The sequence below is a fragment of the Bacillus sp. F19 genome (genome assembly GCA_023823795.1).
Taxonomy (GTDB): domain Bacteria; phylum Bacillota; class Bacilli; order Bacillales; family Bacillaceae; genus Bacillus_P.
Window position 1 is genome coordinate 1,634,347 of the sequence record CP085710.1, and the last position, 21,632, is coordinate 1,655,978.

Sequence of the window (21,632 nt, forward strand, 5' to 3'; positions counted from 1 at the left end):
AATAGGAGGAAATCATGAACAGAAAATGGAGCATCATCACCGTGCTTGTGATAATAGGTGTTATTGGAATCATCGGAATTGCATCTGTCATAAAGGATAACGTGAAAGTAACGGAGGCAGAGGCCCGGAATCTTGTTGAAGCTCATTATACGGGAACAATTACCAAAATGGCCTTATTGAGGTCAGATGGCAAAGACATTTATCAAGTGCAATTAGAAGAGAAGACAGGGCTATACACTCTCGAAGTTGATGCAGAGACAGGGAGTATTCAAAATCTGCAGCAGGTGAAGAAAACAGACTCTGAAAAGGAAGAAAAACCTGCCATTTCGGAAGCAGAAGCGAAAAAGCTTGCAGAAGAAACTTACCGCGGGAACGTTCAGGCTCTTACATTGCAAAGAAAGATATACAGCATCACAGTGCTGACAAAAACAGAACAAATTAAACTTGAAATGAATGCTGACAGCGGTAAAATTACTTCAGAGGACAAAAGCAGCATTGAGAAAAACACACAGCATGTAAAGCTGACAGAAGAGCAGGCGAAAAAAATCGCATTAGCTGAAGTGAACGGGAAAATAGAAGATATTGACCTTGATGAAGAGGATGACAGTGTTTTCTATGAAGTAGAAATAGAATCAGGACAGCAGGAAGCTACCATTCAAATTGACGCGTTTACAGGTAAAGTTCTGTCTGTAGCGATTGAAAATGAAGAAGACTGAAGACACACCTTTTGATTAATTCAGAAGGTGTTTTTTTTGATCAGACAGGTCCTGAGAGAGGGCTAAATGATAAGTATTTCATGATTTTCTCATCGTTTTCTAATGTTTCTATCTCTTTTTTATCATTTTAGAAGTCTAAGATAAGGATGTAAAGAAAAACAAGGAGGAATAAAACATGAAATTAACAACAGCATTATTAACAGGTGCACTTGTCATTGGAGGAATTGGCGCAGGATCACAGTTTATCGGACCGAATGACCGTGCCCAGGCAGAAAAAAAGGCAGAAGGGCAAAATCTGAAAGTCAGCTATGAGCAGGCAAAAGAAATCGTCCTGAAAGAACAAAAAGGCAGCATTTCAGAAATGGAGCTTGAGCGTGAATCAGGTGTCTGGGTATATGATATCGAAGTGAAGTCGGGCGGAAAAGACTATGATTATCGCGTAAATGCAGACTCAGGAGAAATCACGAAAAAGAAACAGGACGATGCCCGGCAGGATGACGACATGGATGATTCAAACGTTGATTCAAAACAGGTGAAAATCAGTTTGGAAGAAGCGACGAAAATCGCTTCAAATGAGGCAAAAGGAACGGTGGAAAAAGCTGAGCTTGAGGATGAAGACGGAGTGGCTGTTTACAGCTTTGAAATAAAGGGTGAAAACGGCAAAGAGGCAGAAGTTGAAATTTCAGCAGAAACCGGGAACGTTCTTAAAACAGAATGGGAAGATGAAGATTAAAAGCATAAACCCTCAAATGTACTTAGGGCATTTGAGGTTTTTTTATGAAACTCCACTATTGACCTGTGTCAATTCCTGGTAATCCACATATTTTGATAAGGAAAGTGACTAAGAGATGAAAGGGAGGAAGAGCAATGTCTGGTGGACATAACAATAGCTTCGCGCTAGTTGTCGTATTATTTATTCTTTTGATCATCGTAGGAGCTGCATTCTGCTGTGGTTACGGCGGCTATTAATAATGGCGGGGAGCTGCTGATGATAAATCAGCGGCTCCTTTTTACATAAAACCTATTAGGGCACTTGTTGATTTTTGACAAAATGTGCGCGACTTGGACAAAACGCACATGCGAAATAATAGAATGATGAATAGAATGCCTTATGAGAAAGATGCTTTTCTCATAAACCTCATGTTTGTAAGACACCTCTTCCTGCTTGCGCATGCTGAATCAGCATGCGATCTTTTTTTGCCGACAACTATGCAGAAAATATACCGTCATAGTCAAAATACAGTTTCATTCAGTCTGAATGAATAAAACGCCTGGGTGACGTCAGGCGTTTTAAGAACTAGTCAGAATGTCTGATCTTTTTTATCTATTTCTCTTTGTTGACTAACGGCAAGCTGATCGATGCTTTGTTTAATATTCCCTTTGCCAGAGTAATTTTCAATCAGCTCTTTCATATCAATGCCAGAGGATGCTTTCAGGCTTTCCTGAAGTGAGCTCATCAGATTTGTTGCATAACTTGTGACTTTGTTGGCACCGCTGTTTTCACCGCTGCCCCCAGTGTCGACGACTGTGATTTTATCAATATTGGACAGCGGAGCTGCTACTTGCTTCGCATATTCAGGCAGCATTTTCACAATCATGTCCAAAATCGCAGCCTGACCGTATTGCAGAAAGGCATCTGCAATTTTTTCTTTGGCGACAGCCTCAGCGATCCCTTTCAGGCGGATCACTTCAGCTTCTGTTTCCCCTTGAGCGCGCTGTGCTTCTGCTTTGGCTAATCCATCCATGCGGATTCGTTCAGCTTCGGCCCTTGCGAGTGCCTCAATCCGGTACTGATTGGCATCGGCATCTGCAAGCTGTTTTGCTTTTTCAGCAGCAGCAGCCTGTTCGACGGAATATCGGTCTGCGTCTGCTTTTTTCTTTACTTCTGAATCATACTGAAGCTCGCGGCGCCTAATTTCTCTTTCTTCGAGTTCAATTTGCTTTTGGCGCTCAATGATTTTAACCTGCATTTCCTGCTCGGTTACTTGCTGCCTTGCTTTTGCAGTTTCAAGGTCATAGGCCTGGTCGGCACTCGCTTTTGCCGTATCCTGATCTCTGCGGTACTCAGCTATTTTAAGCTGATTAAGCTTCTCCGCTTCAGCAATTTCCGTTGCACGTTCAAGTTCTGATTTTTTCGCTTCTTTTGCTGCTTCTGCCCGTTTAATGCGGGTTTCTTTTTCTGCCTCAGCTGTAGCAATGTCAGCATCGCGCTTCACTTGTGCAATTCTCGGCTTTCCTAAAGAATCGAGGTATCCATTTTTATCACGGACATCCTTAATGGTAAATGAAACGATGACTAGACCCATCTTCGCGAGATCCTGAGAGGCAACACGCTGTACTTCCTGAGAAAACTTTTCACGGTTTTTGTAGATTTCCTCAACGGTCATTGAGCCGAGAATAGAACGGAGATGGCCTTCTAAAACCTCACGTGCTTCCTGCTCGCGGTCTGTTTTAGATTTCCCGAGAAATTGTTCGGCAGCTGTTGCAATCTCTCCGATGGAACCGCCGATTTTAATAATCGCCGTGCCATCTGCCATGACGGGAACACCCTGCTCGGTGTAGACCTCAGGTGTGGAAACGTCAAGCTTGCTTGAAAGCAGGCTCAAAGGCTCTGCTTGCTGAAAGACAGGCAATACGAATGTTCCGCCGCCGCGGACGATTTTGATTTTGTTGCTGTTTTCATCTGTATGAACGTTTTTGCTTCCGAGATAGCTTCCCGTTACAATAAGTGCTTCATCTGGTCCTGCTGTCCGGTATTTCGTCACAAATACCGCAATTAAAGCAATTAGAATAAAAAAGACAATACCTAAAACAATAATGATTGGCATGGTCATAGTGTGTCCCCCTTAATTGTTTCTTCAAATGGCTGATACGATGTGACAGATACAACGCTGTTTTTGCTTTCAATGACTAAAATCTTTGTTCCGCTTGGTATAGGGATGTTATCAAAGCTTGCGGCAATTTTAGAAATAGAGCCGACACTGCTTGAGAGCAGCACTTCCCCGAATCCATCCACGGGAATGGACGTAATAACATGGCCGACACGTCCCTTGAGTTCGGATTCATGATATGAAAGGGACTCTTCCGCTGAGGATAGCGGCACTAGTACAAAGATGTGAAGCAGGGTAACTAAAATTACTGAGCTGAAGATGGAAATGAATACGGAAAGAAACGCTGAAAACAGAGCGGTCATTTCAAGAATGTATCCGCATGCAAAAAAGAATGTCATAAATGCGAGGACAAGCGTCGGACTTAAAAACGGAATACTTCCGGTGATGCCTTCTATTGCATCTCCAAAAAACACTAACAGCAAGGTCAAGCTTCCGGCAATGATTAGTCCGATTAAATAAATCGTCTCAATCGGATAACCAAACATGTCTATCACCCTCTATCTTTTTATTTTGGAAAATTCTCCTTTATTTGGGTTCCACTTACTTATACGATCTAATAGGCGGAAAGTTTCATCTTTTTGGAAAAATTGAATAATTGCCATTTCTTTTTTCAATGATAGAATTTATGAAAACGATCAGCAGTTGAACCAGGAATGAATGAAAAACCCGCAAAAGAAATTGCAGCAAGAACGATGTCCATTATTCCCTACAAATGTTAATGTAATGGATAAGGATGGAATCTTAATAGGCTCAGGTGATTAAACAGGCTTGGGGATGAACATCATGGAGCGCTGAAGGTTCTGCAGACAGGTGAAATAGTAGTATTTACTGAGCAGGACAGCAGGAATTATCCGAGAACAAAACAGGGAGTCAATTTGCCGATCTTTTTTCATCAGGAATTAATCGGCGTAATCGGCATAACAGGAGATCCTGAAGTTGTGGCTCCGTTTGGCGAGCCTGTAAAAATGGCGGCTGAGCTTACAATCGAACAAGCCTATTTATAGGATCAGATGCGATGGAGTGAAACATTGAAGCAGCAGACACTGATTCAGCTCCTTAAAGGAGAAAAGCAGCAAACAAACGGGTTTACGGAACGGGCAGAACGGTTGAATCTAAACCTCTTTGTTGAACGGCAGGCTGTTCTTTTTCACCTTCCCGAACAAATCCCTCTAAAGCAAAGACAGCTTTTTATGAGAAAATTGGAGCAAAAATCAGGCACAAATGATTTGGTCGTATCGATTTAGGCTGCTGAAATTGTATGGTTAAAAGAAAGCAAAACCTTACAACAATCTGTTTTCCCGGAAGAAATGAATGAGATGCTCAAAAGAATGGACCTTGGCATTTACGGTGCACTCGGTTATCAGTATGACGGATTTTATGGTGCATCCATGTCTTATGAAAGCGCAAAAGAAACCTTGGATGCAGCAAAAAAACAATCTGCCGCGGATTTTTTCTATAAATATACGGACTGGGCACTATCCGTTTTGCTCCGGGATAAGAAAGATGAAAAAAAGCATGAGCTGTTTAAACATACTATGGATATTTTTCAGCAGTCAGACCGAAACGGAGAACTGCTGCATACCTTAAGAGCTTTCATTCAGTTTGACGGGGACATGAATAAAACAGCTGAGAAGCTTTTTATCCACAGAAAAAGGCTGTCCTCATGCTTTCACTTAGACCGGTATTTGACGTTGCCATCGAGCCCATTATTGCTTTGCCCCTTGGCGGTATTATCGGAGCGATTGCGACAAAGAACATCTTCCGATTGACAGATTTTGCAGCGTCTGGCCTTTTGAAAATGTCTGATGTTGCAATCATGCTCATCGGAACAGGGACTCTTGCCGGAATTATTGCGAATTCAGGTCTGAATGCTTCTGGCTTGCCAGCATATATTCTGGCTCCGGCATCAGGTATTTTAATGTCGATGGCAACTGCCTCGATAACAGCGGTACAGCGGTAGCTAGCAGTGTCTTTGCACCGGCTATTATGGAAATCGGGATCTCCGGGCTAGCAGGAGCAGCCATGGTCCATGCGGGTGCTACTGTGCTTGACCATCTCCCTCATGGAAGCTTCTTTCATGCAACAGGAGGCAGTGTTTTTATGGGGATGAAAGAAAGAATGAAGCTGATCCCCTATGAATCTCTTGTCGGATTCACGCTTGCGGTAATCTCTACTTTAATATTTGGCGTATTTAAACTGTTAGGATAGGAGCTGAGAGATTTGAAGATTGTTATAGCACCGGATTCATTTAAAGAAAGCATGACGGCGCTTGAGGTTTGCGAAGCGGTAGAGCGCGGGTTAAGACGTTCACTTCCTGAAGTTCAGACGGTGAAAATTCCTATGGCTGACGGCGGAGAAGGAACGGTGCAGGCATTGGTCGATGCTACAAATGGAACGTTTACTTCTTTGACTGTAACAGGTCCATTAGGGCTTCCTGTAGAAGCTGAATATGGATGGCTTGGAGATCAGTTGACTGCTGTCATTGAAATGGCGTCCGCTTCAGGGCTTCATCTAGTCCCTCCCGAAAGAAGAAATCCATTAATGACGACAACAGCCGGGACTGGCGAGCTAATAAAAGATGCTGTGCTAAAAGGTGCAAAGCATTTAATCATCGGAATTGGCGGAAGTGCAACGAATGACGGCGGTGTGGGTATGGCTCAGGCACTCGGAGTGAAATTCCTTGATTCAGAGGGGGCAGAATTATCGTATGGCGGCGGTGCTTTATCAAAGCTTGTAAAGATTGATGCTTCTAAAATGATGAAAGAATTATCAGGTGTAACTATAGATGTTGCCTGTGATGTTGATAACCCATTGACAGGCCCGACTGGTGCTTCTGCCATATTTGGTCCGCAAAAAGGAGCAACAGATGAAACAGTTGCCGTATTAGACCGAAATCTCTCACATTATGCCTCTCTCATTCTAAAAGAGACAGGAATGGATGTTGAAAAAATAGAAGGATCGGGTGCAGCAGGAGGACTGGGAGCGGGACTGCTTGCCTTTTTGAATGCCAATCTAAAGCGCGGTGTCGATATTGTCGTTGAAACTGTACAGCTGGAGAAGCATATGGCGGAAGCTGATCTCGTCATAACAGGTGAAGGCAGAATTGACGGACAGACCATTCACGGCAAAACGCCTGTCGGAGTATCTAAAACAGCCAAGAAGCTGAATATTCCTGTCATTGCCATTGCGGGGTCGATCGGGGATGGCTATGAAAAAGTGCATGAAGAGGGGATCGGTTCTGTGTTCTCCATCGTGCCGGGAATTGTATCATTGGAAGAGGCGCTGCATAGAGGCCCTCTTTATGTAGAGAATCTAATGTATAATCTTGGAAAGGTTTTAAATATAAAAAGATGAGCAAAAAAACCGGTTTTTTTTGCTGTCGCAGAATTTTCGTCCGCTGAAGCAGCAGGCCATGTACTCTTTTTTTCCAGAAATGAACTCAGTCATATAATAAGCGAGATAGACTCCGTATTGATTTTTTGTGTTCTGCAGCAATTCACCCACATAGTAAACGCCATTTGCAAGCTGATCCTTAAGCAATACAGAAAGGCCGGCATATTCCGCAGGCTACATGAAAGTATGTGGCGTTTGTTTGGAATTCTGCAAAGACTGATTCATTGTCGAGCACGTTATACATATAAAGCTCTTCGTTTTCATAGACAAGCAGGACTCCCACTAAAATACGACAAAATACACTATTTTTCTACAAGCATATAAATTTTTATTCTCCCTTTTCAAGGTCATCCATATTTTGTAACATTAAAGGTGAGGAGATGAAAGCAACTTGAATATTTTATACATAGAAGATGATCTGGAAATCGGCAGCTGGGTGAAAAAAGAGCTTCTGCAAAAGGGATATTACGTGGAATGGATAACCTCGGGGCTGTCATTACAGGATGGCAAAAGGTTTGATTTGCTTATCCTGGATGTCATGCTACCGGGACTTGACGGGTTTTCGTTAGGAAGAAGATTTAAAAAGAAAAACCCGGATACGCCGATTCTGATGCTGTCTGCAAGAACATCGATCGATGATAAGCTTGAGGGGCTTGAGTTCGCAGATGATTATCTGACTAAGCCGTTCCACCCCGAGGAACTTGTTAAGAGGGTTGAGGTGCAGCTAAGAAGATATCATAAACATGCGTCTGAAAAAATGATTCTCAAGCATCTTGAAATCGATCAGGCGAACCGCTGCATTCGGAATGCCGAGACCGGAGAAGAAATTATCTTAACAGGAAAGCAATATCATATTTTTACATGTTTCCTGAAGCATTTAAATCAAATTCTGACCAAAGAGCAGCTGTTTGAGCATGTATGGGGCGAGCCATTTTTAGACGGAGACAAGACATTGATGGTGCATATCCGCTATTTGCGCGAAAAAATTGAAAAGAATCCATCTGAACCTGAAATCATTGAAACGGTCAGAGGAGTCGGCTACAGGGTGAGGGGATGAACTGGCGCAGATCGCTGCAATTTAAATACCTTTCTATTATTCTTGCAGCTGTGCTCTGTATTCCTATTTCTTTTTTACTTGCTTACACTTTGGTTTATGTCCCGGGAGTTTTCCTTGAAAAAGAAGCGGGGCATCCTTATGAGGGCTATAATGAACTCACAGAGATGTGGCATAATGAGGCAGGGCAGCTTAAAGCAGCAAATGATCTAGAAATTGCGGAAAAGCTCCAATCTATTCATAAAAAATATCCAGGCTCTCAGCTGTTTTGGGTAGATAAAGAAGGCAGAACAAGAGATAGATTCTCCTATAAGGGGGAGCTTCCCGAAAAATGGACGCCAAGTTATACGATCTCCTATATGAAAAACAGCTTTGATGCGGATCCCTTTACGGTTGTCGCTTTTATCGGAGACGATGAAGATAAAGGGTTTATGGTTATCAGAGTGGACCGCATGATGCTTGAGCCACCGATTCAAAGATTGGGGTATCAATATGATGCGATTTATTTTTCCGTGCTCGCCATGCTTATGCTCGCTTTCTTCTTTCTATCATGGCTATTTTTCAAACGGCTCCATAACCGGATTCTTCGTCTTAAAGAAGCTATGCAGAGAAAAGATCATTCAGGGCTTCCGCTCCCTATTGCACTATCAAATAAGGATGAAATCGGGGAGCTTGAAGTGAGTTTTAATAACATGATTAAAGAACTCGAGGAAAGCAGAGAACGCGGGAAGAAGGAAGAGAAAATCCGCAAAGACTTAATGGCAAGTCTCTCACATGATCTTAGAACGCCGCTCACCACCATGCGTGCTCATCTTTTTAGTGTCAAAAAAGAAGCTGTAACAGACGCAGGATTGGAGGCTGTCCAGGCAATCGATGAAAAAATAGATTTTATCAGCTCTCTGATTGATAATCTATTTTCTTATACGCTTTTGTCATCCGGAAAGTATCATTATTATCCTAAAGAAATTAATCTCAGCCGGTTTGTTCGAAAAAAGGCGGCGGAGTGGTACCCTGTCTTTGAAGATCATAAGTTTGAGGCGGAAATCGATCTTGAGCCGGATACAATCATCTGGTTTGCAGATCCTGAATGGCTTGAGAGAATTCTTGATAATCTGCTGCAGAACATCATTCGCCATGCAGATGAAGGCAAGTATGTTGGCATAACGGTCCGCCAAAAGGAAGTCGGACAGCAAATTATGATTCGTGACAGGGGAAATGGCTTCCGTCAGGAAAGCGGCAATAAAGGAGCGGGCATCGGACTGACAATCGTTGAGATGATGACGAGAAAAATGAATCTCACATTCAGAATCGATTCGGACAGCTGCGGAACTGTTATCTCCATATCGAAAGAAACATAAACGTCTGGTTCAGGCGTTTTTTTTTTGACCAGTGAGTGTAACTTCAAGGTCACCTTGATTTTTTTAGCATTTACCCCTGATTTTATCGCAGGTCTTTTCTGTCTGTCGGAGCTAAAACAGCCGATCCGCTTTTCTTAATTTTAAACTGAATTTAACCCAAATCATCACCGCGTTTTAACTCTCATCTTCTATTCTGGATAAAGAGGTGATAATAAATGGCGGAATTGATGATTTCAACCACCAATCTATCAAAGGTTATTAAGAAAAAAACAATTGTGGACAGTTTGGATATGAAGATTGAAAAAGGGGAGATATATGGCTTCTTAGGGCCGAATGGAGCGGGAAAAACAACAACTATCAAAATGCTTCTGGGGCTTATGAAACCAACTGGGGGAACAATCGAGCTTTTTGGACTGAATGCAGCTGACCATCAGCTTGAATCCTTGCGGAAAATGGGGTCACTCGTTGAGTCCCCTTCTTATTACGGACATTTAACCGCACGTGAGAATTTAGAGACAATCAGGAAAATTCTGCAGGTGCAAAAAAGCCGAATCGATGAAGTGCTGTCCATAGTCAGATTGACGAATGACAGTAATCGACCGGTCAAAGGATTTTCTTTAGGGATGAAGCAGCGTCTTGGAATTGCGTCCGCCATCCTCGGAAATCCTGAGCTTCTTATTTTGGATGAACCGACAAACGGTCTGGATCCTTCAGGTATTCATGAAATGCGGGATCTAATTAAGAGGCTGCCGAAAGATTACGGAATGACCGTTTTAATCTCCAGTCATTTACTAAGTGAAATTGATCAAATGGCAACAAAAGTAGGAATTATTTCAAATGGAAAGATGATTTTTCAGGATTCGATCAGCAAGCTGAAAAGCAAAGCGAAGGTACAGATGATCATCAGGACGGGAAATTCGGTCAGGGCAGCATCTTTGCTGCTCTCAAATGGGCAAACGGCAGAGCTGAGCGGAGACTCTGTTATTTTGCGAGATGTCACAGATAGCAGAATAGCCCAAGTGATTGCCTTATTAGTTAAGTCAGGGATTGAGGTCTACAGGGTCGAAGAGAAACGGAAATCGCTGGAAGAGATCTTTTTGGATTTAACAGGCGAAGGAGGGAACGTTCATGATGTCCATTCTAAAAGCCGATCTTCTTAAAGTGAAACGAAAATGGTTCTGGCTCCTGGTTTTTCTGGGACCTTTTGGGGTCATTGCCCTCCAGCTTGTGAATTACGGGATTCGCTATGACTACTTGATTCAGCAGGAGCCGGATGTTTGGGCGGGACTTCTTGATAATATTAATATGTTTGTTGCGCCCGCGCTTCTGCTGGGAATGACTATTCTCGCTTCGCAGATTTCCGCAATCGAACATCAGCAAAGTTCCTGGAAGCAGCTGCTCAGCCTGCCAGTTCAAAGAGGGTATGTGTTTCTTTCAAAATTTACGGTTGTAGCGATCATGATTTTTATTTCCTCTACCTTGCTGTTTATTGGAAGTGTGCTTTTTGGCATAGGATTACAATTCGGATTGGATATTCCATTCCTTGCTGTCATTAAAAATAGCTATTATCCTTTTTTGGCGGGAATTCCTGTTTTATGCCTGCAAGTATGGCTGTCTATTGTGATGCAGAATCAGGCATTTCCGCTCGCTGCAGGCGTTTTTGGTGCCGTCTTTTCAATGACGGCTGCATTTGCTGCACCGGACTGGATTCCGTGGAAATGGCCATTGCTTATCGGAGAGCATGACCCAATTTGGTACGCTGCGGCAGGACTGATTACAGGGACCGTTATATTGCTCTCAGGACTGATGGATTTTGTCAGAAGAGAGGTGCTGTCATGATGATGCAGCTGCTGTCGGCAGAACTGCTGAAGCTTCGGAAAACCAAGGTTCTCAGCCTTTTGTTTGTGAGTCCATTTTTCGCAGGTGTGCTTGGATTTAAGTTAGGTCAGATTGAGGGTATTCCAAATGAATGGCTCTCGCCTTTGCTGATTATGGTGCCGGCACATGCTTTGATTTTACTCCCGCTGATGATTGGGATTTTAACAAGCTTTCTCTGCAGATATGAACATCTGCAAGGCGGATGGAAGCAGCTGCTCAGTCTGCCTGTAAGCAGGGTCAGTATTTTTATGTCAAAATGGCTGATGATTTCGGTCCTGATATTGATCAATCAGCTTTTGTTTATGACCGCCTGGATTCTAGTTGGAGCTGTTAAAGGATATTCGGATCCATTCCCAGCCGACATTATTATCAAACTGCTGACAGGCGGTTTTCTGGCTGCCCTGCCTCTTGCCGCTCTATTTCTGTGGGTATCCATGGCATGGACTAGTTTTGCTGCCCCATTGGCGCTCAATGTGATGTTTACACTTCCAAATATAATGATCATCAACTCAGAAAAAATCGCTCCATACTATCCGTGGGCACAGCCATTTTTAGCAATGATGCCCCAGAACGAAGGATCCTTTATCACGGAAATATCCTTCTATCTTTCCATAGCCTGCGGGTTTGTCTGTTTTTTTACAGGAAGCTTTCTTTACATTAAAAATAAAGCTGTTTAGATGGAGACCGCTGTATGGCGGTTTTTTTGTTGCTTGCCGTAATCAAATGGCTATGCAGAAAAATCGCCTCAGGTTAGAAAATAAAAAAGTCGCCATCATTTACAGGAATCTCAAAAATATCGAGTCTCAAAATCCTCGGTCAGAACAGATCTTCTAAAAAAGTAAAACGCAGACTTTTCTGCAGGATTCTTATCTATCATGCCTGCGTTAAACGGGCGCTTGCGCTTTTCTTGATGGGAGTGTGAAAAATGAGCTCACACATGATATAGAAAGATTATATTTTTGATACTCATTCTTCATTTCTCTTATTAGTGTTAGCGAAGAAGATTTTCATATCCTGCGAAGAAATGAGATATACTAAAACTAGTATTCTATTTCGTTCATGAAACCTTTTGGCCGATAGAACGTATTACATTCATACCCAAAAGAGAGGAAGATACTTCATGAGAACTTCAAATCCAGCTTTAAAAGCTTTTTCAAAACGGGAAGGGTCCTACTCCAGCAAGCCGATGACGCTGATGGGAGCGATTAATAAATCATTTTTGCTGCTGTTTATTTTAATCACTGCAGCCGGAGCAGCCTGGTATTACAGTGCACAGGGCCAGGATGTGACAGCCATTATGATCGGAGGGGCGATTGGCGGATTTATCGTAGCGCTGATTGTCAGCTTTGTTCCTAAAACGGCTCCTGTACTGGCACCTGTTTACGCAGTGCTTGAGGGGATGTTTGTTGGAGGAGTTTCGGCTAATTATGCATCCCTGTATGAAGGAATCGTCATGCAGGCTGTACTTCTTACAGCAAGTGTTTCCCTTGCCTTGCTGCTTGCTTACCGTTCAAGGTTAATCAAAGTAACACGCAATTTCCGATTAGGGGTTGTCGCTGCTACAGGCGGAATTCTGATTATGTATTTGCTGTCTTTTGTACTTGGCTTCTTCGGAGTAACGGTTCCATTTTTGCATGATGCCTCTCCGATTGGCATTTTAATTTCTGTTGCCATCGTGATCGTTGCGGCACTGAATCTGGTTCTGGACTTCGACTTTATTGAAAATGGTTCGAAGGCAGGGCTCCCAAAGCATATGGAATGGTATGCAGGATTTGCCCTTCTTGTCACACTAGTCTGGCTCTATCTTGAGGTTCTCCGCCTGCTTGCCAAGCTGTGCCGGAACTAATAACAAATGCCCGCTGACTGTCAGCGGGCATTTTCTCATTTTATTTGAATTCTTGTTTTTTTCTCAATATAGCCGGGATAGTCCACAAACTTCATAGATAGCGGGCCTTTCGTTATTTTGCCTCTGTCAAACTGAATGGCAAATCGTTTTTCGCCTGAATCAGAAGTTGGATCTTTGCCTGAAGAGCTTGTTGACAAACTGACCCCATTAGCATCCGTCACATCATTCATTAAGAAGCTTGAAGCTTCTCTATCCTCATAATAGGAAAATGAAACTTCATTCTTCAAAACCTCGATCTTACTGAATACCTCATCTTTCGGTCTCTTCAGCACGGTATTTGTTTCTGGATCAACGATCACTTCTAAATCCGATTTTTTCACCGCACGGATTTTGCTGAATTCCAGATAGAGTTCCTTTGGCTGTTCAAAATAGTTGCTTTCCAGATAAATCATGTCTTCTGTTTCGCTGATTTCCCTTCCAACAAGCCCATTATGATAAATCGACCAGGGTTCTCCTTTTTCATCAACAAGCCTGAGATCTTCAAATGCAAAAAGCTCCATCGCATTATCTTTATCATATTGAACCAGGAGGGAGGCAGAAAGAGGAGTAATTTCGGCTTTCTTAAATGTAACCTTTTGATTTTCAATTGAAACAGTTTGATTAATTTCAATCACTTTCATTTTTTTCGTCACCAAGTCTTGATCAAGGCTAAATGAAAAATGAAAGGCATTTTCTTTTTCATTCGATTGTGCCCTTCTTGTGTGAACCATCATTTCAAGCTGAAAATCTTCATGGTTCATAGACGCTCCAAAATCATACTCCATTGACCAGTCTGAACTTTTATTTTTCTCCATATCCTCTTCGATGTGACCTGATGTGAAAGAAGCATTTTCATTAAGATTCACTTTTCCTGAACGTAATGTCGGATTCACAATTTCAACGTTCGCTTTTTCAGACTGATTGTGGATCGTATAAAAAATCTTCAATTTTCTCTGATCCACAATGGCGGAATCCAGTGTAATTTTTATTCCGTCATGTTCATCTGAAACGCCAATTTCCTGAGCAAAGTTATTCTCGACAGCTGACATCAGTCCTTTGTTGTAGCGGATGATTTCCACCATCTTTTCCATGCCAGGGAATGAACTGACATAAGAAGCAAATCCAGGAGAGACCCGTATAAGTGTGATGAAGATAAATATAAAAAGTGCCGCAGCAAGTGATGCCCATCTGACAAACGGCCGCCGTTTCCGTTTTTGCGCCTTTCGAAACCCTTGTAAGACGGCATCATCAAGCAAGTCTACAGGAATCTGGACAGTATCTATTTTTTCTTTATATCTTTTAATCTCCTGTTCCTCACGGTCAAACATCAAAATTCCCTCCTTTCTCATCAAGCTGCTTCCGCAGTAAGGCCAGTGCTTTTGTGAGCCGGGTTTTTACTGTGCTTTCCGGACAGTTCAGCTGCTGTGCAATGTCTTTGATCTTGAGATCGTGAAAGTATTTCATCAGAATTACATTTTGGTATTTTTCATCCAAATGGTGCAGGGCCTCTTCAATTTCCAGATAAACAAAGGAATCTGTACCGGCAGCAGATGAAGCCAGCTCCTCATTATTTATCTGGATTCTTTTTTTTCTCTTCATTTGATCATGGCAGTAATTAAGCATGATGCGGATCAGATAAGTAGTGAAATAGGCAGGCTCTTTTAATTTATGAAGCGACTTATATGCACGGAAGGTGACTTCCTGAACGGCTTCAAGCGAATCGGTTTCATTTTTCAAATACATGAAGGCTGTCCGGTAAAGCTGTTCCTTATGCTGCTTCATTAAAAGCAGGAAGGCCCCATCATCACCATTGACGGCTTTTTGTGCGAGATTGGGGTCAGTCAAAATAATTCCTCCTTGTTGTGCTGCTTGGCGTGATCGAACAGACGGCACTCGTGACGCAGAATCTGATTGCCCTGCTGTAATCGGCTATAAAAATTAAAAAATCGGCTGGTAAAAGTTCAGGTTGCCGTTAATAAAAACGACATTTTTGCTAAATCCCTTGCTGTCTCTATTCATTAGACTACAATCTACCAAAAAAGTTTTAAAACTAAGCAACTTTTTTCAGAATCCATGAAAAATAAATTTATAGAATAATATTTTAAATTTTTATTTTATTAAAAGCGCTTTCATGTTAGAATGAATTTGTCGAAACGTTTCACATCGTATTCCGCTTATTAAATAAAGGACTTAGTACATATTTTTCCGCTTAGTGTGAAACGTTTCAAATCATATCGCAGATTAACTGGCAGTAAGTCCCCAGATACAAATTTCTAGAATTTCAGAAAGCTGCACGGAGACAACTGCCCATAAAGGCCCGAGCGGTTCAACTAACACTCAGCGGGAAAGAGCTAAAACCCCACTGAGTGAAGTTTCACTGTATCGGAAATAACTCGGAGGTGGACAATGAGTACGATTGTTCGAGTTGGAATTATCGGGTGCGGGGGAATTGCGACCGGAAAGCATATGCCTGCTCTCGCACGACTTAAGAATGTTCAGATGGTGGCTTTTTTTGATCTTGTTGAAGAAAGAGCTATCGAAGCGAAAATGCAATATGGGTCAGAGATGGCCGAACATTATACGGACTTTAAAGAATTGCTTGCAAATCCGGGGGTGGATGTTGTACATGTATGTACGCCGAATGATTCGCATTCAGACATTTCAATAGCAGCTTTGGAGGCAGGGAAGCATGTGATGTGCGAAAAGCCGATGGCTACTTCTGCTGCTGAAGCTCGAAAAATGCTTGAGACGGCAAAGCGCACGGGGAAGAAATTATCAGTTGCTTACCAGAACCGCTACCGGGCAGACAGCCTGCATTTAAAATCACTTTGCGAAGAAGGCGAGCTTGGTGATATCTATTTTGCAAAAGCTCATGCCATCAGAAGACGTGCAGTACCGACTTGGGGCGTGTTTTTGGATAAAGAAAAGCAGGGCGGAGGTCCATTGATCGACATCGGCACTCATGCACTTGATCTGACGTTATGGATGATGAATAATTATGAGCCGAAAATGGTTGTCGGAACCGCTTTTCATAAACTTGGCACAAGAGAAAATGCAGCAAACATCTGGGGCCCTTGGGATCCTGAAAAATTCAAAGTCGAAGATTCCGCGTTTGCTTACATTACCATGCAAAACGGGGCAACAATTTTCCTTGAATCAAGCTGGGCGCTGAATTCTTTGAACGTCGGAGAAAGCAAATGCACCCTGATGGGAACAGAAGGCGGAGCTGATATGGAAAATGGCCTGCGCATCAATGGTGAGCGTCACGGCAAGCTTTACACGACAATGGTGGATTTAGATGAATCAGGTGCATCTGTCATAGACGGCAAGCTTGAAAGTGAAGCAGATATTGAAGCAAGACTTTGGATTGAAGCAATTGTTGAAGATAAAGATCCAGTTGTAAAACCTGAACAAGCCCTTATCGTAACTGAAATTTTGGAGGCGATTTATAAATCGTCTGAAACTGGCGAACCTGTTTATTTTGAAAAAAAAGAATAGCTTTCTAATCTAGGAATCGATTTCATCTTTTAACCCTCAGGAGGAAAAAATCATGACAACTTTAAAAATCGGCGTTATCGGATGCGGAAGCATTTCAAAGCACAGACATTTACCAGAGTATGCAGGCAACAAGTATGTGGAAATAACAGCAGTCTGCGATATTAATGAAGACCGTGCGAAACTCACTGCACAGCAATACAAAGCTAAAGCATTCACAGACTACAGAGAGCTTCTTGCACTTGAAGAGATCGACGCTGTAAGCGTTTGTACGCCAAATGCGCTTCATGCTCCAATTTCAATTGATGCTTTAAATGCAGGCAAGCATGTTCTTTGCGAAAAGCCAATGGCTACTTCAAAGGAAGAAGCAGAAGCGATGATCGCAGCTGCAAAAGAAAATAGCCGCAAGCTGATGATCGGCCACAATCAGCGTTTTGTGCCATCACATGAAAAAGCTAGAGAGCTTATTAAAAATGGTGAAATCGGCAAAGTATTTTCTTTCCGCACAGCATTTGGCCATGGCGGTCCTGAAGGCTGGAGTGCTGACGGGCGCGACAGCTGGTTCTTCAAGAAAGAAGACGCATTTATCGGAGCAATGGGAGACCTTGGTGTTCATAAAGCGGACTTAATGCGCTACATCCTTGGCGAAGAAGTGACTGAAGTTGCGGCATTCGTTGATACAGTTGCTAAAGAAGGCGCAGATGTAGATGACAATGCAGTCTGCGTATTAAGAACAGAAAGCGGCATTATGGGATCCCTTGCAGCAAGCTGGTCTTACAACAAAGAAGATAACGCAACAGTCATTTACGGTGAAAAAGGGGTTCTTCGTTTAGAAGATCATCCAGAGTACTCATTAATTGCTCAATATAAAACAGGTGAAGTTGTAAACTATGAATTAGGCAAAATTCAATCAAACGATGAAGGCGGACAAACTTCTTCAAAAGTCATCGATAAATTCATAGACAGCATTATCGGCAATACAGAGCCGGCGGTTTCCGGTGAAGAAGGCTACAAATCTCTTAAAATTGTTCTTGGCGCATTAGAGTCAAACGAAAGCAAAACAATCGTAAAACTTTCATAAGGGGGAAAAATCATGACGAAAAAAGGACTTCAGCTCTATACAATCAGAACGCTGCTCGAAAAGGATTTTCTCGGCACTTTGAAAAAAGTGGCGGATCTTGGGTACGAAGGGGTACAGTTTGCAGGCTATTATGATACGCCTGCAGACCGTCTGAATCAAGCATTAAAAGAGTATGGGCTGAAGGCTGCGGGGAGTCATGTGCCTTATGACCAAATTACAGGGGATGGGCTTAAACAAGTGATTTCTTATAATCAGGAGATCGGAAACGATCTGATTATCATGCCTTATTTGACGGAAGAGCAAAGAAACTGTCTTGATGACTACAAGCGCATTGCAGAAGAACTGAACAAAGCGGGCGAAGTCATTAAGCAGGAAGGCATGCAGCTTGCTTATCACAATCATGATTTCGAATTTCATACATTTGGAGAGCAGACACCTTTTGATGTTCTGCTGAACGAAACGGATGCGAAGCTTGTAAAGTTCGAACTCGACTGCTATTGGGTTTCCTATGCGGGTCTTGATCCATTGGCGCTGATCAAAGAGCAGCGTGAACGTGTTGTTACGCTTCATATTAAGGATATGAAAGAAACAAATGGCGAGAAGCAGAGTACAGTCATCGGCACTGGACAGCTTGACATGAAATCCTTGCTGAACCTTGGAAAAGAGCTTGACCTTCCATGGTTTATTGTTGAACAAGAGCATTTTGAAGGCGATTTGATGGAGGCAGTTGCGCTCAACTCGAAAAAAATGGATGAACTATTAAAAGCATAGAAAGGAAGATTACGATGAAACTTGGAGTATTCACTGTTTTATTTTCAGATAAAAATCTCGATGAGATGTTAGATTACGTAAAAGCATCAGGTGTTGAAGCTGTTGAAATTGGAACAGGCTGCTATCCTGGAAATGCACATTGTTCTTTAGAGGTATTATTAGGCAATAAAGAAAAGCAAAGTGAGTATTTGGAAAAAGTCACTTCACGCGGACTCACAATAAGCGCGTTCAGCTGCCACGGCAATCCTATTTCACCGGATGCTGCTTTTGCTGCTGAATCTCATGAAACGCTGGTCAGCACGATTAAGCTTGCCAATGAAATGAACGTTCCTGTTGTGAACTGCTTCTCAGGTACTGCGGGCGACCATGAGGATGCAAAATATCCAAACTGGCCGGTTGCACCATGGCCTAACGAATACAATGACGTATTAAAATGGCAGTGGGAGCAAAAACTGATTCCTTACTGGAAAGAAGTCGGCGAGTTAGCACAAAGCCTTAACGTGAAAATAGGTTTAGAGCTTCACGGAGGATTCCTTGTCCATACTCCTTACACTTTATTGAAGCTAAGAGAAGAAACATGTGATGCTATTGGAGCAAACCTTGATCCAAGTCACTTGTGGTGGCAGGGAATCGACCCTGTCGGTGCGATTAAAATCCTTGGAAAAGCAGGTGCCATTCATCATTTCCATGCAAAGGATACGTATCTTGATCAGGACAACATCAACATGTACGGCTTAACAGACATGCAGCCTTACGGCGAAATCCAATCAAGAGCATGGAATTTCCGATCTGTCGGCTGCGGACACAGCATGCAGGAATGGTCTGATATGATCAGCGCACTCAGAACGTACGGCTATGACTATGTTGTGAGCATTGAGCATGAAGATCCGATCATGTCGATTGAAGAAGGTTTTCAGCGTGCGGTTACAAACTTAAAAAGTGTCTTAATTAAAGAACAGCCGACGAATATGTGGTGGGCTTAAGCTGTAATCTAAGGTTAGATCGGTTCTATTTTACATTCAAACTGGCCATTTACCGGCCGGTTTGAATGGCAATAGACCGTTTCCCCACAAACTAAACTCCCCGGGAAGATCCCCCGTTTAGTCATCTCATCAACCAGAATGAAGCAATGAAAGTAAGGTGGAGAATCGTATGGCCACAATCAAAGATGTTGCAAAATTGGCTGGGGTAGCTGTTTCAACAGCATCCTATGCGTTAAATCATAATTCAAGAGTGAATGCAGAAACCGCTAAGCGTGTATTAGAAGCTGCAAAAACGTTAAACTACCAAAAAAACGGAATTGCCAGAGACTTAAAACGAAGCAAAACCGAAACAATCGGGATTATCGTTCAGGATCTTTCCGGCCCTTTTTATTCTGAATTGATGCGCGGTGTTCAGGATACCCTGCTCACTCATCAATATGGTCTTATCGCCTGCAGTTCCATTGGAGGCAATGTGACAACAGCTTCAAAGTTTTTGCAGGAACGCCGTGTGGATGGCGTCATTATTTTAGCTGAAAGCCTTCCGGATGAATTGATTCTTCAATCAGTAAGAGATGATTTTCCGATCATCGTCCTTGACCGAAAGCTTGACAGCGATTCGATTATCCATGTGCTTGTCGATAATTTCTCGGGCGGCTATCAGGCAACGCAGCATTTAATTGACCTTGGCCACAAGGAGCTCGCGTACATTGGAGGTCCCTCTCACAATCGCGATAATCAGCTTCGATTTGAAGGGTATAAACAGGCGCTTAAGGATTCCGGAATTACACTGCACCCAAGCTGGATTCTCCAGGGGCAGTATACAAGGGAAGGCGGCTATTCTGCGGCTAAAATCCTCATGATGCAGGGAAATGCGCCGTCTGCTGTCTTTTGTGCAAATGATGAAATGGCTGTAGGGGCATTAAAAGCCTTTAAAGAATCCGGTTTGCATATTCCAAATGATCTTTCCATCATCGGATTTGACGATATTGAAATTTCACAATATATTTCGCCTCCTCTCTCGACGGTAAAGCAATCGAATTATGAAATCGGCTCTCTTGCAGCTCATCTGATCTATCAGGCTCTAAATGAAGGGCTTGAAGGGAAGGATTACATTCTGCCGACAGAGCTTGTCCTAAGAAAATCGACCAGCGCGGCCAAAAAGATGGAGGCATGAAAGCAATCAGGATCCTCTGATTGTTTTTTGATTTTCGCACTGTTTGCCAGATAACCCTATTAATGCGTTTAACAAGGAAATTCCCGCCTTTCATGATATAATAGAAGGTATCTTTAGAAGGAATGGAGTGATATCTTTGAAAAAAGGTCCATTTTTCGTGAAAATCTGGTCAAATGGTCAAGTGATGATTCCTTCCTACATTCGAAAAAAACTAAACATACAAACAGGTGAGCGGGTCGTCGTTCAAACTGATGGGAAAACGATCGATTTGATCATGGATGATAACAATGCCTTTGAAAACGAAACAACCTTAAGCAGCAAGGGATCCATAACAATACCGAGTGAAATAAGAAATATATGCGAAATTGATGTAGGAGAAAAACTGAAAATTGAATGGAATGAACAGGGACAAAAAGTTACTTTTGTTCCACCTGATGACATGACAGGTTCAAATAAATTATCCAGCTGATCAGCCGGCCGAAACTGGGCCGGTTTCAGTTTGTACGGGGGGAAACCAGTGAAAAACATACATAAGATTTTCATTCTCTGTCTTTTTTCTCTTTTCCTGTCTGCATGCAAGGATGAAGACGAGGGGAGAGACAGGAGGCTTGTTGTGGTAGAAGATATGCTTGAGGCAATCCTTGAGGAAGATAAGAGAGATATGAGAGGCATCTACTTAGAAGGAGCCTACCACTCACCGCAAGAGCTGATCTCCCTTAAAAAGAAATGGAAGATAGAAAACCTGGAACTTGAAGATTTTGAGATAAAAGAAGAAAGCTTTTATGTCTTCCGGGCCTATTATGATCAGGATGATCAAAAGGAAAGCAAAGCCATTGCCTTTCGTGTTAGGGAGACAGATGAAGATGAATTGATCGTGGATTATGTGGATCAGGTGGTTGAAGAAAAAAAGAATCAGTAAAAAGCTTGTATGATTTCATACAAGCTTCAGTTTG

Annotated in this window: 23 protein-coding genes and 3 pseudogenes; 21 read left to right on the top strand and 5 right to left on the bottom strand. The window is 42.5% G+C overall.

Annotated elements, in window-relative coordinates:
* Positions 1 to 14: 14 nt before the first annotated feature.
* The 3 genes from LIT25_08225 to LIT25_08235 all read left to right on the top strand — a co-directional run bounded on the left by LIT25_08225 (position 15) and on the right by LIT25_08235 (position 1,685).
* A complete protein-coding gene (locus LIT25_08225; protein ID USK35270.1) occupies positions 15 to 716 on the top strand; it encodes a PepSY domain-containing protein in 702 nt (233 codons plus the stop codon).
* A gap of 175 nt (positions 717 to 891) precedes the next feature.
* A complete protein-coding gene (locus LIT25_08230) occupies positions 892 to 1,449 on the top strand; it encodes a PepSY domain-containing protein (GenBank protein ID USK35271.1) in 558 nt (185 codons plus the stop codon).
* Between the two features lie 134 nt (positions 1,450 to 1,583).
* Positions 1,584 to 1,685, top strand: a complete 102-nt coding sequence (locus LIT25_08235; protein USK35272.1) for a YjcZ family sporulation protein — start codon at positions 1,584 to 1,586, stop codon at positions 1,683 to 1,685.
* 332 nt (positions 1,686 to 2,017) lie between these two features.
* On the opposite strand, the gene LIT25_08240 is transcribed toward LIT25_08235, so the two are convergent.
* Together LIT25_08240 and LIT25_08245 are read right to left on the bottom strand one after the other, a co-directional pair.
* A complete protein-coding gene (locus LIT25_08240) occupies positions 2,018 to 3,550 on the bottom strand; it encodes a flotillin family protein (protein USK35273.1) in 1,533 nt (510 codons plus the stop codon).
* The gene (locus LIT25_08245; protein USK36209.1) at positions 3,547 to 4,098 is read right to left on the bottom strand and encodes a hypothetical protein; all 552 of its coding nucleotides are present in this window, start codon (positions 4,096 to 4,098) and stop codon (positions 3,547 to 3,549) included. The genes LIT25_08240 and LIT25_08245 overlap by 4 nt, the downstream gene beginning before the upstream one ends.
* A 300-nt stretch (positions 4,099 to 4,398) precedes the next feature.
* Between LIT25_08245 and LIT25_08250 the strand changes: the two genes are divergently transcribed.
* The 5 genes and pseudogenes from LIT25_08250 (at position 4,399) to LIT25_08270 (ending at position 6,961) form a co-directional block, all read left to right on the top strand.
* Positions 4,399 to 4,611 (top strand): hypothetical protein, encoded by a 213-nt coding sequence (locus LIT25_08250; GenBank protein USK36210.1) that lies wholly within the window; start codon positions 4,399 to 4,401, stop codon positions 4,609 to 4,611.
* Between the two features lie 24 nt (positions 4,612 to 4,635).
* Complete coding sequence (locus tag LIT25_08255; GenBank protein USK35274.1) at positions 4,636 to 4,851, top strand: hypothetical protein; 216 nt, start codon at positions 4,636 to 4,638, stop codon at positions 4,849 to 4,851.
* Positions 4,852 to 5,142: 291 nt separating this feature from the next.
* Positions 5,143 to 5,256 (top strand): annotated as a pseudogene (locus LIT25_08260) (helix-turn-helix domain-containing protein).
* A 5-nt stretch (positions 5,257 to 5,261) separates the two neighbouring features.
* Positions 5,262 to 5,815: pseudogene (locus LIT25_08265) on the top strand (GntP family permease).
* A gap of 12 nt (positions 5,816 to 5,827) precedes the next feature.
* Complete coding sequence (locus LIT25_08270) at positions 5,828 to 6,961, top strand: glycerate kinase (GenBank protein USK35275.1); 1,134 nt, start codon at positions 5,828 to 5,830, stop codon at positions 6,959 to 6,961.
* Here the strand turns inward: LIT25_08270 and LIT25_08275 are convergent.
* Positions 6,944 to 7,286, bottom strand: a pseudogene (locus tag LIT25_08275) (hypothetical protein). The gene LIT25_08270 and the pseudogene LIT25_08275 overlap by 18 nt on opposite strands.
* Positions 7,287 to 7,391: 105 nt before the next feature.
* Between LIT25_08275 and LIT25_08280 the strand changes: the two are divergent.
* The 6 genes from LIT25_08280 to LIT25_08305 all read left to right on the top strand — a co-directional run bounded on the left by LIT25_08280 (position 7,392) and on the right by LIT25_08305 (position 13,136).
* Complete coding sequence (locus tag LIT25_08280) at positions 7,392 to 8,057, top strand: response regulator transcription factor (GenBank protein USK35276.1); 666 nt, start codon at positions 7,392 to 7,394, stop codon at positions 8,055 to 8,057.
* Entirely contained in the window at positions 8,054 to 9,412 is a 1,359-nt protein-coding gene (locus tag LIT25_08285; GenBank protein USK35277.1) for a HAMP domain-containing histidine kinase, read from the top strand. Before LIT25_08280 ends, LIT25_08285 begins: the two co-directional genes overlap by 4 nt.
* A gap of 215 nt (positions 9,413 to 9,627) precedes the next feature.
* The gene (locus tag LIT25_08290) at positions 9,628 to 10,572 is read left to right on the top strand and encodes an ABC transporter ATP-binding protein (GenBank protein USK35278.1); all 945 of its coding nucleotides are present in this window, start codon (positions 9,628 to 9,630) and stop codon (positions 10,570 to 10,572) included.
* Positions 10,541 to 11,251 carry an ABC transporter permease gene (locus tag LIT25_08295; GenBank protein ID USK35279.1) on the top strand — a complete coding sequence of 237 codons (711 nt, stop codon included), beginning with the start codon at positions 10,541 to 10,543 and terminating at the stop codon, positions 11,249 to 11,251. The genes LIT25_08290 and LIT25_08295 overlap by 32 nt, the downstream gene beginning before the upstream one ends.
* Positions 11,248 to 11,967, top strand: a complete 720-nt coding sequence (locus LIT25_08300) for an ABC transporter permease (GenBank protein ID USK35280.1) — start codon at positions 11,248 to 11,250, stop codon at positions 11,965 to 11,967. The genes LIT25_08295 and LIT25_08300 overlap by 4 nt, the downstream gene beginning before the upstream one ends.
* Positions 11,968 to 12,410: 443 nt before the next feature.
* Positions 12,411 to 13,136, top strand: a complete 726-nt coding sequence (locus LIT25_08305) for a Bax inhibitor-1/YccA family protein (GenBank protein ID USK35281.1) — start codon at positions 12,411 to 12,413, stop codon at positions 13,134 to 13,136.
* A gap of 35 nt (positions 13,137 to 13,171) precedes the next feature.
* Here LIT25_08305 and LIT25_08310 read toward each other — a convergent pair whose 3' ends face one another.
* Entirely contained in the window at positions 13,172 to 14,503 is a 1,332-nt protein-coding gene (locus tag LIT25_08310) for a DUF4179 domain-containing protein (protein ID USK35282.1), read from the bottom strand.
* Positions 14,496 to 15,020 (bottom strand): sigma-70 family RNA polymerase sigma factor, encoded by a 525-nt coding sequence (locus LIT25_08315; GenBank protein USK35283.1) that lies wholly within the window; start codon positions 15,018 to 15,020, stop codon positions 14,496 to 14,498. The genes LIT25_08310 and LIT25_08315 overlap by 8 nt, the downstream gene beginning before the upstream one ends.
* 561 nt (positions 15,021 to 15,581) lie before the next feature.
* Here LIT25_08315 and LIT25_08320 point away from each other — a divergent pair.
* The 7 genes from LIT25_08320 to LIT25_08350 all read left to right on the top strand — a co-directional run bounded on the left by LIT25_08320 (position 15,582) and on the right by LIT25_08350 (position 21,598).
* Positions 15,582 to 16,673 carry a Gfo/Idh/MocA family oxidoreductase gene (locus tag LIT25_08320; protein USK35284.1) on the top strand — a complete coding sequence of 364 codons (1,092 nt, stop codon included), beginning with the start codon at positions 15,582 to 15,584 and terminating at the stop codon, positions 16,671 to 16,673.
* A gap of 52 nt (positions 16,674 to 16,725) precedes the next feature.
* Positions 16,726 to 17,751: a Gfo/Idh/MocA family oxidoreductase gene (locus LIT25_08325; GenBank protein USK35285.1), complete on the top strand. Its 1,026-nt coding sequence runs from the start codon at positions 16,726 to 16,728 to the stop codon at positions 17,749 to 17,751.
* A gap of 12 nt (positions 17,752 to 17,763) precedes the next feature.
* Entirely contained in the window at positions 17,764 to 18,522 is a 759-nt protein-coding gene (locus tag LIT25_08330; GenBank protein USK35286.1) for a sugar phosphate isomerase/epimerase, read from the top strand.
* A 14-nt stretch (positions 18,523 to 18,536) separates the two neighbouring features.
* Complete coding sequence (locus LIT25_08335) at positions 18,537 to 19,505, top strand: sugar phosphate isomerase/epimerase (protein ID USK35287.1); 969 nt, start codon at positions 18,537 to 18,539, stop codon at positions 19,503 to 19,505.
* A 169-nt stretch (positions 19,506 to 19,674) separates the two neighbouring features.
* Positions 19,675 to 20,679, top strand: coding sequence for a LacI family transcriptional regulator (locus LIT25_08340; GenBank protein USK35288.1), 1,005 nt, complete (start codon positions 19,675 to 19,677; stop codon positions 20,677 to 20,679).
* A gap of 127 nt (positions 20,680 to 20,806) precedes the next feature.
* Entirely contained in the window at positions 20,807 to 21,148 is a 342-nt protein-coding gene (locus LIT25_08345; protein ID USK35289.1) for an AbrB/MazE/SpoVT family DNA-binding domain-containing protein, read from the top strand.
* 48 nt (positions 21,149 to 21,196) lie between these two features.
* Positions 21,197 to 21,598, top strand: a complete 402-nt coding sequence (locus LIT25_08350) for a hypothetical protein (protein USK35290.1) — start codon at positions 21,197 to 21,199, stop codon at positions 21,596 to 21,598.
* The last annotated feature ends 34 nt before the right edge of the window (positions 21,599 to 21,632 follow it).